The sequence below is a fragment of the Exiguobacterium sp. s83 genome (assembly GCF_018617095.1).
GTDB classification, from domain to species: domain Bacteria; phylum Bacillota; class Bacilli; order Exiguobacteriales; family Exiguobacteriaceae; genus Exiguobacterium; species Exiguobacterium profundum.
The window spans coordinates 1,391,791-1,408,595 of sequence record NZ_JACSJP010000001.1 but is presented as its reverse complement, the minus strand read 5'-3'; the positions used below and the strand labels follow the sequence as shown (position 1 = coordinate 1,408,595).

The following is a 16,805-nucleotide window of genomic DNA, read 5'->3' as shown; positions in this document are numbered from 1 at the left end:
TTCATCACTTCCCTAGCCCGTCTTAGAAAGAGCTATGATACAATAATGAGCGTGAAAGGGGCAGATACTCATGCAAAATATCGTACGTACCGCTCAAGTTGTTGAGCGTTTTAAACTTCAAATCATTGCGGGAGAGGAAGGACTTCATCGTCCGGTCGCCACACCCGACCTGAGTCGACCGGGTCTCGTCCTTGCCGGCTATTATACGCACTATGCCAAAAACCGCCTGCAAGTGCTTGGGAAGACGGAGTTGACATTCTACGCGAGCCTCTCGGAAGAGAAGCGTCGTGAGCGCGCTAAAATCTTGTGTACGAAACAGACGCCAGGAATTTTAATCACGCGTGGCTTTGATATTCCAAAAGAAATCGAAGAAGAAGCGGAAGCGGCAAACGTCCCGCTCATGCGGACGAATGCGGTGACGACCTCAATCGAATCACAAATCACGAACTTCCTAGAGATGGAACTCGCACCGATGACAGCGATGCACGGCGTGCTCGTTGACATTTACGGTGTCGGTGTCCTCATCAAGGGCCAGAGTGGTGTCGGGAAATCTGAGACGGCACTTGAACTCGTCAAACGGGGGCACCGCCTCGTCGCCGATGATTCAGTCGAGATTCGTCAAACGGGGGACCATCTCCTCGTCGGATCAGCACCGAAGCTCATTCGTCACCTGCTCGAGATTCGTGGGATTGGCATCATCGACGTCATGACGTTGTTCGGTGCGGGTGCGGTTCGGTCGCATAAAAAGATCAGTCTCATCGTCAACTTGGAGAACTGGGACGCGGGCAAAGTATACGACCGTGTCGGACTCGACCACAATACGATGAAAATCATCGACAGTGAAGTTCCTCTCTTGACCATCCCCGTTCGACCTGGTCGAAACTTGGCAGTCATCATCGAGGTCGCAGCGATGAACTATCGTCTGCAAAATATGGGAATCAATACGGCTGAAGAGTTCGCAGAACGTCTCGCGAACGCGATTCAGGATACTGAAGGAGACTTGTGAGCATGGTAGAACCGACATTTGATCGTGTGGCGTTTGAGATTGGCTCTTTGCCAATCTATTGGTACGGCATGATTATCGCCTTTGGGGCGATGCTTGGTCTCGTCCTCGCCTTATACGAAGCAAAACGTATCAATTATGATTCAGAACGACTCGTGGATGTCGTCATCTGGTCGATTCCGATCAGCATCGTCTTCGCGCGCATTTATTACGTGACGTTCCAATGGGATTATTATTCAGAGAACCTCGGACAAATCATCGACATTCGTCAAGGTGGGATTGCCATTCATGGAGCCATCTTCGGTGCTCTCCTTGTCGTCATCGTCTATTGTATGCGAAAGTCGATGTCGTTCTGGAAAGTGACGGACATCTTGGCGCCATCGCTTCTTCTTGGACAAGCCATTGGGCGTTGGGGAAACTTTATGAACCAAGAGGCACATGGTGGCGAGACGACGCGTAGTTTCTTGCAAGATACGCTCATGCTACCAGACTGGATCGTCAATCAGATGTACATTGATGGGACTTATTATATCCCGACCTTCTTATATGAAAGTGTATGGAATATCATCGGGGTCATCCTTCTCGTCGCGTGGCGCATGATTGGCAATCCACGACGTGGTTATATCTTCTTGTCGTACCTCATCTGGTACTCAATCGGTCGCTACAATATCGAGGGACTTCGTACGGACAGTCTCATGTCAGGAGATTTGCGTGCGGCCCAAATGGTGTCGATCGCCTTGATCTTATTCGGTATCGTCATGATGATCCTTCGCCGCAACGCGAAACGGTACAACGACCCATCAGAGAAAGGATTGTTTGATTAATGGATACGCTCTTATTTGATTTAGACGGTACATTACTCGATACGAACCCGCTCATTATCGCGAGTTTCCGCCATACGTTCGACTACTACTTCCCAGAGCAAACGTATCGGGATGAAGACATTTATCGATTCATCGGACCAACGCTCGAAAAGTCGTTCCGTGAACTCAACGAGCCGGAATGGAAAGAGATGCAAGCCTTCTATCGGAGCTTCAACATCGCCATGCATGACCAACTCGTCGCGGAGTATCCAGGGGTCATCAAAGGGCTATACCGCCTCCATGAGAAAGGATACAAGATGGGCGTCGTCACGTCGAAAGGTCGTCCGGTCGTCGAGCGCGGGCTTCGATTGTTCAACATCGACCACTTGTTTGATGTCGTCGTGACGGCGGATGACGTCGAGAACGAAAAACCTCACGCCGAACCGGTCGAACGTGCGCTCAAGGCGCTCGGTTCGTCACCAGAACGCGCCGTCATGGTCGGAGACAACGACACGGATATCTTCAGCGGGAAAAATGCCGGAACGAAGACGGTCGCTGTAGGCTGGGCCCTCAAAGGGCGTCCATTCCTCGAATCGCTCGAACCGGACGTCATCATCGACTCGATGGAACATTTCGAGGCGTGGCTAGACGAGGTCAGTATTCATGCGTAAGACGACACGATATCACATCGAGGGACCGAATCCGCTTTGGCAAATGTATCAGACGATTCGCTTTCTGCGTGTCTTCAAAAACACGACGGTCGTTCTGGTCGGTCGTTACTTTCCGTCGGTGAAGGCAAAGCGTTGGCTTTACCAGACGTTCCTCGGGATGAATATCGGAGAATATAGTGCCCTTGCTCTCATGGTCACACCGGACGTCATGTTCCCGGAACGTATCACGATTGGTCGCAATACGGTCATCGGATTCAATTCGACGATTCTCTGTCATGAGTATCTCGTAGACGAGTATCGGATCGGGGACGTCATCATCGGTGATGGCGTATTAATCGGTGCGAACGTTACCATCCTGCCAGGGGTAACCATCGGGGACGGTGCCGTCATCGGCGCGGGCGCGGTGGTGCACCGTGACGTCTTACCAGGAGAGCGGGTCATCGGTTCAAAGCTTCAATCGTTGACACATATTTGACACAATTTTTCGCAAAATGTTTTCATGAGCATTTTGTTCGTACAGAATCAATAATACTTGAGCGGTATCACTTTTTTTTAAAGAGATGCCGCTTTTTCATGGATAAATGTACAGAAATGAAGCCATCATATTTTCGTTCAAAAACAATTTTTGAACCTAGTAAAAAATATTCATTATAGAGGGAATATAGTCGCAATTTTTTTTAACTTTTTCAGTTGCCCTCGTTGTTCGAGTGCGGTATTCTTATCCCTGCAACTAAAAAAGATTTAGAGATGATGTGGAGGATTTAGAATATGGAAGCGAACTATGAAGCAGTAATGACGCTACCCGAACCAGAATCTCCGCTCGCTGCGGAGCTCCACTACTATAGAGGTCGTCGTGCGTTACGTGAAGGTCGCCTGGATGAAGCGACTTTTTTCATGGCTGAAGCGACAGCGGCAGCCACGCATCGCGTCGACTATCATAAACAGTACGCAGAACTGTTATTTGAAGTAGGGGAGGTCTACCACGCCAATGACGTGTGGAAACGAGTATTAGAGCTCGATGAGACCGCAACAGAGGCACTGTATCACTTAGCAAGCAACTGTGCCTATGTCTCTCAATATGAGGAAGCGGCGCACTATGCATCCGAATATCTCGCCCGTGACACAAAAGGTCACTTCACGGAAGCTGTGCAATCCCTTCTTGAACTGATCGAACTCGAACAAGAGCTCGAGGACGAGGAAGAAGACGAATTGATCACGTGGCATACGGAAGCGCAGCGTCAAATCGATAAAGGACGATTGTTTGCGGCAAAGGCGACACTCGAGCGTCTCATCGGTCAATATCCATCGTTTTGGCCAGCATACAACAATCTGTCGGTCGTCAATTTTTACCTTGGTGATGACCAAGCGGCATTCCGGACGCTCGAATACGTGCTCGACCAAAATCCTGGCAACTTGCATGCAATCTTGAACACGATTCTCTTGCTCCATGAAGCGGGTCAATCGGAAGTGGCCCTTCAGTTGTCGACACCGCTTACACGTGTCCGTCCACTCCAATTTGACTTACGTTATAAATTGGCGACGACACTCGCGCTTGTCGGACATTACGACCGTGCATATGAAGAACTGCGTCTATTGAAAGACCGCGGATTCCGTGGGGACCCACTGTTTGGGCATTGGCTCAGCGTGTCTGCCTATAAGACAGGACGACTTGAAGAGGCAGCCACCTACTTGAACAATGAAGAGATGAAACAGTTTGAAGAGAAACAAAGCTTCGACATTCGAGAAAACCTCGAATTTCGTTCGGCGCTCGTCCAAGGATTGCGTCAAGAGAGCGACTTGGCTCGAATCGAGATTATCCGAATCATCGCCAACTTAAAAGATGACGAAGCGTTCGAAGCGCTTGCGCTCACGAATGCGGTGACGGAAAACGGGACGGTCCGTGCGTTCGCAGAGATGTGTCGTGCCGACCTTTGTCAGCAACCGTTCAAAGGAGACGTCCGGATCAAGCGTGCGTTTGATGCGCTCGTCTTGGCTGAAGCACATGTATCAGAAGCGGAACGGATGAGCCTAGAGGGCGACTTCTATGAACGTTTCGCGACGCTTCTGTTGTCTGATGAATCATTCATGGACGTAACGGCATCGGCCGTTGCGCTCGTCTGGATGTTTTATACGAAACGGGACGCATTGATTCTCGAAAATTGTGCGAACGCCTTCCATCTCTCGGTCGACACGTTGACAGAGACGGTCCGTTCGTTCAAACGGACACTCGAACAAGCATAAAGATAGACGATACCCTTACAGGTTTCTTATACTAAAGGCAATCAATTTCTTGCAGAGGTGGAATCAACATGACAGAAGAAAAAATTTATGACGTCATTATCATCGGTGCCGGTCCTGCCGGAATGACCGCTGCGCTATATGCTTCACGAGCGAACCTTTCAACACTTATGATTGAACGCGGGATTCCAGGTGGTCAGATGGCAAACACGGAAGACATTGAGAACTATCCGGGCTATGACAGCATCCTTGGTCCTGACTTGTCTCAAAAAATGTTCGACCATTCGAAAGCGTTCGGTGCGGAGTATGCATATGGGGACGTGCAAAGCATCTCGGATGAAACACAATATAAAATCGTCCATGCGCACAACCGTGACTATAAAGCACGTGCAATCATCCTCGCCTCTGGTGCTCAGTATAAGAAAATCGGCGTACCGGGAGAAGAAGAACTCGGTGGCCGTGGCGTATCGTATTGTGCGGTATGTGACGGAGCGTTCTTCAAAGGGAAAGATTTGTTCGTCATCGGCGGTGGCGACTCGGCTGTTGAAGAAGGTGTCTTCTTGACACGCTTTGCGAACAAGGTGACGATCGTTCACCGTCGCGATGAGCTTCGCGCTCAGAAGATTCTTCAAAAACGTGCGTTCGACAATGAGAAGATCGATTTCATTTGGAACCACACGTTGAAAGAAATCACAGAGAAAGACGGGAAAGTCGGTGGGGCTCGTCTTGTCAGCACAATTGACGGGACTGAGACAGACCACGAGATCGACGGCGTCTTCATCTATATCGGCATGAACCCGATCACCGGGTTCGTCCAAGACCTCGGCATCACGAACGAGCAAGGATACATCGTCACGAACGAGGCGATGGAAACGAACATCCCAGGGATTTTCGCTGCCGGCGACGTTCGCGAGAAAACGCTTCGTCAAGTCGTCACAGCGACGAACGACGGATCGATTGCCGCTCAGAATGCTCAACACTTCATCGAGGGACTCCTCGAATCGTTGCAAGAACAAAACGCATGATTCAAGAAGGTAGGACTGCGGGGGACCGCGGTCCTTCTCTTTTTTTCGGACGTTCGTTATACTAGATGAAGAGAGCTACACACACGGCTCGGTTGTCAATTTTAAGGGGGCGTCAGCGAGATGGAAGACTTTAAAGGATTAGAAGAATTGATCATCATCAGTGGGATGAGCGGGGCTGGGAAGTCGGTCGCCATGAATAGTTTCGAGGACCTCGGCTATTTCTGCGTCGACAATTTGCCACCGGTACTCTTACCACAATTGATTGATGTCATCAGCTCGGTCCGACCGAAAATCGCGGTCGCCATCGATACACGGACACGAGACTTTATCGATAGCTTGTTCATCGTCATCGACGATTTGGAAAAGAAGAACGTGCATCCGCACCTGTTGTATTTAGAGACGCGGGACGACGTGCTCGTTCGCCGTTATAAGGAGACGCGACGGTCCCATCCGCTCGCACCGGAAGATGCGCCACTCGTCGGCATCAAGATGGAGCGCGAACTGTTAGAAGGATTCCGTGACCGGGCCCACACGTTGTATGATACGAGCGACTTGAAGCCACAGATGTTGAAGGACCGCATCCTCCAACAGTTCAACGAAGAACGGATCCCGTTCACAGTCAACTTCATGTCGTTCGGTTTCAAACACGGAGTGCCGCTCGATATCGACTTATTGTTCGACGTCCGTTTCATCACGAACCCATTCTATATCCCTGAGCTCCGTCCGCTCACGGGTCAGACGACAGAAGTACAAGAGTACGTCATGTCGCACCCGGAAGCGCGAGCGTTCTATAAGAAGTTGATCGACATGCTCGAGTTCCTCCTTCCGCAGTATAAACGGGAAGGGAAGACGCAAATCGTCGTGGCGTTCGGCTGTACCGGCGGGAAACACCGGTCGATCACCTTCGCTGAGAAAGTGTCGGAGCACTTTGCTGATCGCTATAACGTGAAGACGGTCCACCGCGACCTCGTTCACGCGACGAAGGAGAAGTGACATGAGACGAGACCGGAAAGTAGTCGCCATCGGCGGAGGGACAGGGTTGTCCACTCTCGTTCGTGGGTTGAAACATTATCCGCTCGACATCACGGCAATCGTCACCGTCGGGGACGACGGCGGAAGCTCGGGACGTCTTCGTGACGAGTTTCATATGTTGCCTCCTGGCGACATCCGTAACGTCATTTTGGCGTTGTCGGAAGTTGAGCCGTTAATGGATAAGATTTTGCAATACCGTTTCGATACGGGATATGGATTAGAAGGGCATTCCCTTGGAAATTTGATGCTCACGGCAGCGACTCACATCTGTGAGGGTTCGTTCGTCAAAGCGATCGATGTCATGTCGCAACTCTTGAACGCACAAGGGAAAGTGTTGCCAGTGACAGAGACGCTCATGACCCTCGCCGCCGAGTTCGAGGACGGCACCATCGTCAAAGGGGAGTCCAAGATTCCGCTACATGAGCAACCGATCAAGCGTATGTTTTTACTCGAGGAAGGCATTGAACCGGCCCCGGGCGTCGTCGAGGCGATTGAATCGGCGGACGTCATCGTGCTCGGTCCAGGAAGCCTGTATACAAGTATCATTCCAAACCTTCTCATCTCGGCGGTGCGGGAAGCCATCATCCGCTCGAAAGTCCCGGTCGTCTATATTTGTAACGTCATGACGCAACCAGGTGAGACGAAAGGCTATGACGCGATGAAACATTTAAAAGTCATCGAGTCGTACCTTGGGAAGGCATCGATCGACACGATTGTCGTCAACAACGAGCCGATTGAAGAAGAGTATTTGGAGCGTTATCGTGAGGACGGGTCGGAAGAGGTCCGCTTCGATCGGAAGAAACTCCGAAACTATGGGACGAACGTTCTCGCTGGGGACATCGTCGATTATAACCGGGAGTATATCCGTCATGATTCCGACGCCATCGCCGGACTCGTCATGCAGCGGGTGCTCCGAATCAAGAAGCCACGTTCGTTTCAAGAATTGGAACTGAAATAAAGATTGTTGGAAAGACAGAAAGGAGGGGGACTCGATGAGCTTTGCATCAGATGTGAAGAAAGAATTGACACAACTTGAAGTGACTGACGCGGAAGCGAAGGCGGAACTGTCGGCACTCGTTCGGATGAACGGGGTCATCTCGCTCGCCCTAGGACGAGGCATGACCTTAGATGTCTCGACGGAGAACGCCTCGATCGCCCGTCGAATTTACTCGTTGATGAAACGTCTTTACGACCATCCGTTAGACTTGTTCGTACGGAAGAAAATGCGTTTGAAAAAGAACAACGTCTACATCGTCCGCGTGTCACAGCATGCGGAGACGATGCTTCGGGACCTTGAGATCCTCGGAGAGAATTACGAGATGATCCGGACACTGAACTCGGATATGACGGGGGACGAGAACTTAGCACGCGCTTACTTACGTGGTGCGTTCCTCGCCGGCGGGTCGATCAACCATCCGAAAACGTCGTCGTACCACCTCGAAATCTATAGCTTGTACGAAAACCATAACCAGGCGCTACGTGATTTGGCGAACCGATTCGAGTTGAACGCGAAGACGCTCGAACGGAAAAAAGGGCATATCTTGTACATGAAAGAGAGCGAGAAAATTTCAGATTTCCTCAAGCTGATCGGGGCGACCCGAGGTATGTTGGAGTTTGAAGACGCACGAATCATCAAAGATATGCGGAACTCCGTCAACCGTCTCGTCAACTGTGAGACGGCCAACTTGAACAAGACGGTCGGTGCAGCATTGCGTCAAGTCGAGAACATCAAGTTCTTGGAGCGGACGGTCGGGCTCGACGTCTTACCGAAAAAATTGCGGGAGATTGCTGAACTGCGTGTCACACACCAGGACGTTTCGTTACAGGAACTCGGGGAAATGCTCGAGTCCGGTCCGATTTCGAAGTCAGGAATCAACCATAGACTTCGTAAAATTGACCAGATTGCCGAGCGCGTACGTAGCGGGGACGAAATCGCATCCTCGTGATGCGGTTGCACCAAAACCATTCTTCCTATATAATAAGCAATTGTGTATAGGTTTTATGAATAGCGAATTAAAGGAGCTTCATCATTATGTCGAATGAAAAGAAAAGATTATCGCTCACGATCGACGCTAAGCTCGACCAGGTCATCACAGAGCGTGCCAAAGAAATCGGGATTCCGAAAAGTGCACTCGTCACGTTTGCCACAAGCCTCTTCTTGAACCAGCTTCGTGCAGAAGAGTTGTTGAACGGGGACAAGAACGCAATCTACGAAGTCATTCGTAAAGACTACGAGTTGCTCACGAGCGTAAAGAATCTAGATAACTAAGTAAAAGGTTGACTGCGGTCAGCCTTTTTTAGTTGCATCTCTCTAAGAAATTTGGAATAGTGGTGATAATGAATTGGAACGGAGGTCGATCAAATGGGTCAAATCTTACTCATCCTACTGCTACAACTAATCTACGTTCCGGTGTTGACGCTCCGGACGATCATGCTCGTGAAAGGGAAGACCGTCATCGCCGGTCTATTCGGAACGCTAGAGACGCTCATCTATATCTTCGCGCTCGGCATCGTGTTCCAGGATCTGACGACGGTCGGGATGATCGTGTATGCGGTCGGTTTCGGGCTCGGGATCTTACTTGGCGGTTTCGTCGAACGGAAACTCGCCATCGGTTACAACATGATCCAAGTCCATACGAAAGAATATCCGGCGGAGCTCATCCAACAGATGCGTGACAACGGATATGGGGTCACGCATTATCAAGGGCAAGGACGTGACGGGGTCCGTTACCGTCTTGACGTATTGGCGGCCCGCACCCGGATGAAAGAATTGCGTGAACTCGTCGAGAAACATGAACCGAAAGCGTTCCTCGTCGCATTTGACCCGATCGACTTCAAAGGCGGTTATATGATGAAAGGACTGCGTCGCCCGAAATGACGCACAAGACTCACGAACGTGGGTCTTTTTTTGTTGGAGTAGGGATTTTATCTCGTGACAGGGAACTAGTGAAGAAAGGGGATGAGACCGTGAAACGAAATCGGAGTGTGTGGATGATCTTACTATTTATACTTGTAGGGGCGGGTATCGTTTATTTCGCCATGACCTTATTTGGAGATGGAGAGGACGGTGTCAAACCGCCGCTCCCGACGGTTCGTGTCGGCTCGGTGTCTGCGGAAGTGGAACAATCGACGTACTGTTGGGAATCCGGCAATCAAGCGACGTGCGCCGATTACGGACTACCAGAAGCGGACGACCTTCAACTGATCACCGTCAAACCGGGCGACCGAATCGATGTCGTCTATCATGCAGAACCGATGACGTCGAGTTTCAATCGAATCGAGGATGGGGAACTCGTTCCTTCTGAACTCGTCGTTCCGGACAAGCCGGGCATCTATCTCTATGAAGTCGGCGGAGAGTGGTCGCAAGGAGATAGCCGATACGTCTTCGGTGTCCGGGTTCCTGAAAACTAATGGTTGACCTGCCTCTAAGGGATGGCTGTACAGTGAAAGTAGGAGGTGGGGAAACGGTGATACCAATCGGAAGAGTCGCGCATGTGACCGGATTGTCGGTCAAGGCGATCAAATTTTATGAAGCGCGCGGATTGGTCCGCCCGACGCGGACCGAGAATCAGTATCGAATGTACGGGATGGAAGAGATTCGACGGTTGAGCGAAATCAAACGATTACGTCAAATCGGACTTCGTCTCGAACAAATTCAATCGGGTCTACCGGTTGATACATTGTTAGAAACACGATTGGATGAAGTTCAAGTAGAAATCGAACGACTTCATCGAATCGAGAGGCAGATTCGATTGATGCAAGCAGGAGGGAACGACATGAAGATTAGATATGAGACATTGAATGAAGCCATTTCCGTCTATGGATATGGTGGTACGTTAGAGGAGATTCCGCATATGTGGGCCAAGCTTCAACCGGAACTGACGACGGACGAGTCGTACGGAGTCTGTCTCCCGCAGGAGAACGGTTATGTCGCGGGCATGACGAACCCGGTGTCGGGAGAAGATGCGCGTCGTGTCGAACTGACGGAAGGGAACTATATCGTCGCGACGGTGGAGGGAGGCATCCCGATGATTCCGTCGACGTATGAGCAGCTAGTAAACGTTCCAGACGTGACGCTACGAGACGCGGTCGACTTCGAGCGCTATATTCACGGGCAAGGGGGAGCGGACGACATCATTGAGATTTGGATGCCGATTGAATGAAAAAGACGTTTCCCGCTCAAACGGGAAACGTCTTTTGTGTGATTAACGTGTCATGACTTTGTCGATGAGACCGTAGTCTTTCGCTTGGTCAGCTGCCATGAAGTAGTCACGCTCTGTATCGCGCTCGATGACTTCAAGAGGCTGTCCAGTGTTTTCTGCCATGATTTGGTTCAACTTCTCGCGCATCTTGATGATGCGTTCTGCGTGAATCTTGATGTCTGACGCTTGGCCTTGTGTGCCGCCGAGCGGTTGGTGAATCATGATTTCTGCGTTCGGTAATGCGAAGCGTTTTCCTTTTTCACCGGCTTGGAGCAAGAAGGCACCCATCGATGCGGCCATTCCGATACAAATCGTCGACACGTTCGGCTTGATGAAGTTCATCGTGTCATAAATCGCCATACCCGCTGTGATCGAACCACCTGGGCTGTTGATGTAGAGTGAGATGTCCTTTTCTGGGTCCTCAGCTGCGAGGAAGAGGAGCTGTGCGACGATGGAGTTCGCGACGTTGTCGTCAATCGCACTTCCGAGAAGGATGATACGGTCTTTGAGCAAGCGTGAGTAGATGTCGTACGCGCGCTCCCCACGGCCTGTCTGTTCGATAACTGTTGGAATTAACATTGAATCTGCCTCCTTTATGTAGGTTGTAATTTCATCATACCTGTATAGTCAATGATGGTCAAACGATAGTCATCGTTTTTCACCTATTCCACGATTTTCTCGTTGTGAAACGAAAAAGAGGCCAGGCAATCTGCCTGACCTCTACATCTGATACACCCGGAGAGATTCGAACTCCCGACACCTGGCACCGGAAACCAGTGCTCTATCCCCTGAGCTACGGGTGCATATCTGTGACACGAATTTATTATACATTTGTTTTATTAAAAAAGCAATCCTGTTCGCATAGCTTTTTTGAGCGCGACGGAAGCGGGTTCGCTACAATAGAAAAGAGGGGGGGAGAACGATGCAACGGCAGGAGCAAAAACAAATTCAGCAACAACAGATGACGCAAGACCTCGTGCAGCGGTTACCGGTCCTTGAAGCGGATCGTCTCGCGCTCGTATTCCGGTTGGCGCGTCTTGCACGGCATAACCCGAACATTCACATCGGGAGCGGGGACGTCGATTGGATTGCAGATGCGGCGAGCTCGTTTGAGGAGAAGCTGTTCACACAGATTCATGAGGGTAGCGGCAGTGAGGATGAGAAAGTGTTGCGACGACAACTCGTCCTCTTGCTCGACCATCGGGGATTATTGCCGGATGCGAATGAGGTGTTGGCGACACGACTCGGTGTCGACGTCACTCGAATCGAACAGGCGAGGCAGGCGCTTTTATTTCTTGAACCGACGGGGATCGGGGCGAGAACAGAACGGGAGTGTCAATATCGACATGCGATCGAACATGAGGACCCTCGCATCGTCGATGTATTCGAAGCGATTGAGAGTGGGGTGAGTCCTCAACAGATGACGACTGCTCTTGCTATTTCAGAGGAGGAATTGGCAAGACTGGAACGAATCGTCGCGACACTTCCGAAACGTCCTCTATTATATGAAGAAACGGGTCACGTGTTTCCGGAAGTCGAGGTACGCTATGAAGAGGGGACACTCGTCACGACGTGGCTCAGTCCGGAACTCGACGAGTCGCGTGTCGGAAATGACCGTGAGGCGAAATGGTGGATGACGTCCCTTTCGATGCGGAACGAAACGCTGCGTGAGATTTGGTCAATCATTGAAGCACGTCAGACCGAGTGGCTCAAAGGGGAACTTGTCCTTAATCCGTTGACCCGACGTACGGTCGCGCAGCTCATCGGAAAACATGAATCGACGGTCGGACGAGCCATCCAAGGGAAGTTCGCCAAGACCGAGAGTGGCATCATGGAATGGCGACACTTTTTTGTTCGGTCTACAAGTCGCGGGCATTCACCATTTATGATTAAACGGACACTCGCAGAACTGATTCAACGAGAGAAGGCACCACAAAGTGATCAGGCGCTTGCGAATGAATTGATTCGATACGGTTATCAAGTGACCCGGCGGACGGTGACGAACTATCGGGAAGAGCTTGGATTCGGTAATTCGCGCGAGCGCGAGCGACAGGTATGGAAGGGATGACGAAAATGAAATTAACATTATATAAACGTGACAATTGCTCACTATGTGACGAGGCGGTCGTCATGCTCGAATGGTTACAGGAAGATTACCCGATCGAACTCGAACAGGTCGACATCACCGGGGATGAGGTGCTCGAGGCAAAGTACCTCTTTGAAATCCCCGTTCTCATACATGAAGGTGTGGTCATCAGTCAAGGGCGATATGATGACAACAAAGTTGAAGATTTTGTTAAGTATACGCTTACATCGAAAAAAAACGTTTGAAGGGGTTGCCAGACGGAAAAGTGATTGATAAGATGAACTCGTAGCGGTGGGACGCAAATAAAAAAGTGGGACAAAAGTTGTCCACACTGAAAGTCGAGGGGGTATGAGCATGATCCAGCAACTGATTCACGTTCAGAAGCAAATTGTCCCTGACCTGCTCGATACGCTCCGACATCGTTACGATATCTTACATTATGTCCGCTTGATGCAGCCGATTGGCCGCAGGACACTCGCAACGAGCTTGGGACTGACCGAACGGGTACTTAGACGAGAAGTCGACTTTTTGAAAGATCAAGGTCTTCTTTACGTCGCTACTCAAGGAATTTCCCTCAGTGAGACGGGACGAAACGTCTTACGAGACTTGCACGAGATCATGGGAGAACTTCTCGGAATCTCAGAAGTGGCAAGAGAGCTCGAAGAGAAATTAGGGGTTCGCCAAGTCGTCATCGTACCGGGTGACTCGGATGAGACATTCTGGGTTCAACGCGATATCGGACGGGCGGCGGTCACGCAACTAAAAGCGCGGCTCGCACCGGATGATAATGTGATTGCGGTAACGGGAGGAACGACGATGGCATCGGTCGCGGCGATGATGTCGCCCGATAAAAAAGAACGCCCGATGCATTTCGTGCCCGCACGTGGAGGTCTCGGCGAAACGCTTGAACTTCAGGCGAACACCGTCTGTTCACGCATGGCGGACCGGGCCCACGCAGACTATCATCTTCTACATATTCCGGATGAAGTATCACAAGAAACATTCGACCGGATGGTGGAGGAACCTAGCATCAAAAATGTGCTGGAAATGATTAGAGCGGCGCGAATTGTGGTACATGGAATTGGTGAGGCAGAAACGATGGCAAAGCGCCGTCACGCATCACCGGAGCATTTGCGGATGATTGAACGGCATGACGCCGTCGCCGAGGCATTCGGATATTATTTCAATGCTGAAGGTGAGATCGTCCATCGCGTCAAGACGGTCGGGATCCAACTCGAAGAGCTGGATGACATGGATACCGTCATCGCGGTTGCCGGAGGGAAATCGAAGGCACAGGCGATCGCCGCTTATGCGAAACACACGTCGAACATCATCCTCGTCACAGACGAAGGTGCGGCGAAAGAATTATTAACTTGTTATTAAAGAGTTGACCCCCCGTTGGCTCTTCAATAAATAGCTTCTACCCTAAGGAGGAAATTAACATGGCAGTAAAAGTTGGTATTAACGGATTTGGACGTATCGGTCGTTTAGCATTCCGCGAGATCATCAAAAACGAAGGAATCGAAGTTGTTGCAATCAACGACTTGACAGACACGAAGATGCTTGCGCACCTTCTCAAGTATGACACGACTCAAGGTCGTTTCGACGGAGAAGTTGAAGTACACGACGATCACTTCCTCGTAAACGGAGAGAAAGTGATCACGCTTGCTAACCGTAACCCTGAAGAACTTCCATGGGGAGACCTCGGTGTAGACATCGTTCTCGAATGTACTGGATTCTTCACTTCAAAAGAAAAAGCTGAGCTTCACTTGAAAGCTGGCGCGAAGAAAGTTGTGATCTCGGCTCCTGCTACAGGTGACATGAAGACTGTTGTTTACAACACAAACCACGACATCCTCGATGGTACTGAAACAGTTATCTCAGGTGCTTCTTGTACAACAAACTGCTTGGCGCCAATGGCTAAAGTACTTCAAGACCAGTTCGGAATCGTTGAAGGTCTCATGACGACAATCCACGCTTACACTGGCGACCAAAACACGCTTGACGCTCCACACCCGAAAGGTGACTTCCGTCGTGCGCGTGCAGCTGCAGCGAACATCGTTCCTAACACAACAGGTGCTGCGAAAGCAATCGGTCTCGTAATCCCTGAACTTCAAGGAAAACTTGACGGTGCTGCACAACGTGTACCAGTTGCTACAGGTTCACTCACTGAGCTCGTAACTGTACTCGACAAGCAAGTATCTGTTGACGAAGTAAACGCAGCAATGAAAGCAGCAGCGAACGAGTCGTTCGGTTACACAGAAGACGAAATCGTTTCTTCTGACATCGTTGGAATCACATACGGTTCACTCTTCGACGCGACTCAAACGAAAGTAATGACAGTTGGCGACAAGCAACTCGTTAAAACAGTTTCTTGGTACGACAACGAAATGTCTTACACTGCACAATTGGTTCGCACAGTTAAGCACTTCGCTAACATCGCGAAGTAATTTCGTGAACTAAATAGAATCAAATAGGAGCGGAAACAAGAGATTGTTCTCCGCTCTATTTATGAAATGACACGCACGACATATGGAGGCGAAAGTTATGAACAAACAGTCTATTCGTGACATCGATGTAAAAGGGAAACGCGTCTTTTGCCGCGTTGACTTCAACGTTCCACTCAAAGATGGCGTCATCCAAGACGAAACTCGGATCCAAGCCGCACTTCCAACGATCAAGCACTTGCTTGACGGTGGTGCGAAACTCGTCCTTGCGAGCCACCTCGGCCGTCCAAAAGGCGAGAAGAACCCTGAGTTCTCACTTGCTCCAGTAGCGAAGCGTCTCGCTGAACTCATCGGAAAAGATGTACCGCTCGTCGAAGAAGCATACGGTCCGGTCGCAGAAGAAGCGGTCGCTAACCTCTCTGAAGGCGATGTCGTCGTTTTAGAGAACGTTCGTTTCTACCCAGGTGAAACGAAAAACGACCCTGAACTTGCAAAAGGATTTGCAGCACTTGCTGACGTATACGTCAACGACGCGTTCGGCGCGGCTCACCGTGCACACGCTTCAACTGAAGGGATTGCACACCACGTGGACACAGCCGTTGCTGGTCTCTTGATGGAAAAAGAACTTGAAGTTCTCGGTAAAGCTCTTTCAAACCCAGACCGTCCGTTCACGGCAATTATCGGCGGGTCGAAAGTAGCGGATAAGATTGGGGTCATCGACCACCTTCTTGACATCGTTGACACACTCATCATCGGTGGCGGACTCTCGTACACGTTCTCGAAAGCACTCGGACACGAAGTCGGAACGTCACTCCTTGAAGAGGATAAGCTTGACCTCGCTCGTCAATTCATGAAGAAAGCAGAAGACAAAGGCGTGAAATTCTTGATGCCTGTTGACTGCGTCATCACGAAAGAATTTGGCGAAGAAACGTATGTCGGCCCAGTCGATATCGACTCGATCCCAGCGGATCACATGGGTCTCGATATCGGACCGAAGACAGTCGAACTTTACGCGGATGCGATTCGCGAATCGAAACTTGTCGTATGGAACGGACCGATGGGCGTATTCGAACTCGATAAATACGCAAACGGAACGAAAGGTGTCGCTCAAGCACTTGCGGACAGCGATGCATACTCAATCATCGGTGGTGGCGACTCAGCCGCTGCGGCAGCCAAGTTTGGTCTTGCTGACAAGATGAGTCACATCTCAACTGGTGGCGGCGCGTCACTCGAATTCATGGAAGGCAAAAAACTTCCAGGTGTCGAGGCGTTGAACGACAAGTAATTTAGAGGAGGGT

19 protein-coding genes and 1 tRNA gene are annotated in these 16,805 nt (G+C 50.4%); 18 read left to right on the top strand and 2 right to left on the bottom strand.

Features of this window, described 5'->3' with window-relative positions; translation table 11 throughout:
- Positions 1-70: 70 nt before the first annotated feature.
- The 13 genes from hprK (at position 71) to KNO73_RS07205 (ending at position 10,935) form a co-directional block, all read left to right on the top strand.
- Complete coding sequence (hprK, locus tag KNO73_RS07265; RefSeq protein WP_214683874.1) at positions 71-1,006, top strand: HPr(Ser) kinase/phosphatase; 936 nt, start codon at positions 71-73, stop codon at positions 1,004-1,006.
- 2 nt (positions 1,007-1,008) lie between these two features.
- The gene (gene lgt / locus KNO73_RS07260; protein ID WP_078147312.1) at positions 1,009-1,827 is read left to right on the top strand and encodes a prolipoprotein diacylglyceryl transferase; all 819 of its coding nucleotides are present in this window, start codon (positions 1,009-1,011) and stop codon (positions 1,825-1,827) included.
- Positions 1,827-2,477, top strand: coding sequence for a pyrophosphatase PpaX (ppaX, locus tag KNO73_RS07255; RefSeq protein ID WP_078147311.1), 651 nt, complete (start codon positions 1,827-1,829; stop codon positions 2,475-2,477). The genes lgt and ppaX overlap by 1 nt, the downstream gene beginning before the upstream one ends.
- Positions 2,470-2,952 carry an acyltransferase gene (locus tag KNO73_RS07250; RefSeq protein WP_074036278.1) on the top strand — a complete coding sequence of 161 codons (483 nt, stop codon included), beginning with the start codon at positions 2,470-2,472 and terminating at the stop codon, positions 2,950-2,952. Before ppaX ends, KNO73_RS07250 begins: the two co-directional genes overlap by 8 nt.
- A 293-nt stretch (positions 2,953-3,245) precedes the next feature.
- Positions 3,246-4,718: a tetratricopeptide repeat protein gene (locus KNO73_RS07245; RefSeq protein ID WP_215112245.1), complete on the top strand. Its 1,473-nt coding sequence runs from the start codon at positions 3,246-3,248 to the stop codon at positions 4,716-4,718.
- 68 nt (positions 4,719-4,786) lie between these two features.
- Positions 4,787-5,740 (top strand): thioredoxin-disulfide reductase, encoded by a 954-nt coding sequence (gene trxB, locus KNO73_RS07240; RefSeq protein WP_078147309.1) that lies wholly within the window; start codon positions 4,787-4,789, stop codon positions 5,738-5,740.
- Positions 5,741-5,860: 120 nt separating this feature from the next.
- Positions 5,861-6,733: an RNase adapter RapZ gene (gene rapZ / locus KNO73_RS07235; RefSeq protein ID WP_078147308.1), complete on the top strand. Its 873-nt coding sequence runs from the start codon at positions 5,861-5,863 to the stop codon at positions 6,731-6,733.
- A gap of 1 nt (position 6,734) precedes the next feature.
- Positions 6,735-7,730 carry a gluconeogenesis factor YvcK family protein gene (locus tag KNO73_RS07230; protein WP_078147307.1) on the top strand — a complete coding sequence of 332 codons (996 nt, stop codon included), beginning with the start codon at positions 6,735-6,737 and terminating at the stop codon, positions 7,728-7,730.
- A 34-nt stretch (positions 7,731-7,764) separates the two neighbouring features.
- Entirely contained in the window at positions 7,765-8,718 is a 954-nt protein-coding gene (gene whiA, locus KNO73_RS07225; protein ID WP_012726921.1) for a DNA-binding protein WhiA, read from the top strand.
- An 86-nt stretch (positions 8,719-8,804) separates the two neighbouring features.
- Positions 8,805-9,041, top strand: a complete 237-nt coding sequence (locus tag KNO73_RS07220) for a hypothetical protein (RefSeq protein ID WP_012726920.1) — start codon at positions 8,805-8,807, stop codon at positions 9,039-9,041.
- 93 nt (positions 9,042-9,134) lie between these two features.
- The gene (locus KNO73_RS07215; RefSeq protein ID WP_012726919.1) at positions 9,135-9,650 is read left to right on the top strand and encodes a DUF2179 domain-containing protein; all 516 of its coding nucleotides are present in this window, start codon (positions 9,135-9,137) and stop codon (positions 9,648-9,650) included.
- An 89-nt stretch (positions 9,651-9,739) separates the two neighbouring features.
- Entirely contained in the window at positions 9,740-10,183 is a 444-nt protein-coding gene (locus KNO73_RS07210) for a hypothetical protein (RefSeq protein ID WP_240499841.1), read from the top strand.
- A gap of 56 nt (positions 10,184-10,239) precedes the next feature.
- Entirely contained in the window at positions 10,240-10,935 is a 696-nt protein-coding gene (locus tag KNO73_RS07205; RefSeq protein WP_168169853.1) for a MerR family transcriptional regulator, read from the top strand.
- Between the two features lie 42 nt (positions 10,936-10,977).
- Here KNO73_RS07205 and clpP read toward each other — a convergent pair whose 3' ends face one another.
- Positions 10,978-11,553 carry an ATP-dependent Clp endopeptidase proteolytic subunit ClpP gene (gene clpP, locus KNO73_RS07200; protein WP_012726916.1) on the bottom strand — a complete coding sequence of 192 codons (576 nt, stop codon included), beginning with the start codon at positions 11,551-11,553 and terminating at the stop codon, positions 10,978-10,980.
- Between the two features lie 151 nt (positions 11,554-11,704).
- Positions 11,705-11,777 (bottom strand) — tRNA-Arg (locus KNO73_RS07195).
- A 119-nt stretch (positions 11,778-11,896) separates the two neighbouring features.
- Between KNO73_RS07195 and KNO73_RS07190 the strand changes: the two genes are divergently transcribed.
- From KNO73_RS07190 to KNO73_RS07170, 5 genes are all read left to right on the top strand, one after another.
- Entirely contained in the window at positions 11,897-13,042 is a 1,146-nt protein-coding gene (locus KNO73_RS07190; protein ID WP_214683876.1) for an RNA polymerase factor sigma-54, read from the top strand.
- A gap of 5 nt (positions 13,043-13,047) precedes the next feature.
- Positions 13,048-13,305 carry a glutaredoxin family protein gene (locus KNO73_RS07185; RefSeq protein WP_047795086.1) on the top strand — a complete coding sequence of 86 codons (258 nt, stop codon included), beginning with the start codon at positions 13,048-13,050 and terminating at the stop codon, positions 13,303-13,305.
- A gap of 109 nt (positions 13,306-13,414) precedes the next feature.
- Positions 13,415-14,443: a sugar-binding transcriptional regulator gene (locus tag KNO73_RS07180; protein ID WP_012726913.1), complete on the top strand. Its 1,029-nt coding sequence runs from the start codon at positions 13,415-13,417 to the stop codon at positions 14,441-14,443.
- Between the two features lie 59 nt (positions 14,444-14,502).
- On the top strand, positions 14,503-15,510 hold the full coding sequence (gene gap, locus KNO73_RS07175; RefSeq protein WP_012726912.1) for a type I glyceraldehyde-3-phosphate dehydrogenase: 1,008 nt from the start codon (positions 14,503-14,505) through the stop codon (positions 15,508-15,510).
- Between the two features lie 97 nt (positions 15,511-15,607).
- Positions 15,608-16,792 carry a phosphoglycerate kinase gene (locus KNO73_RS07170; protein ID WP_078147303.1) on the top strand — a complete coding sequence of 395 codons (1,185 nt, stop codon included), beginning with the start codon at positions 15,608-15,610 and terminating at the stop codon, positions 16,790-16,792.
- Positions 16,793-16,805: the final 13 nt, after the last annotated feature.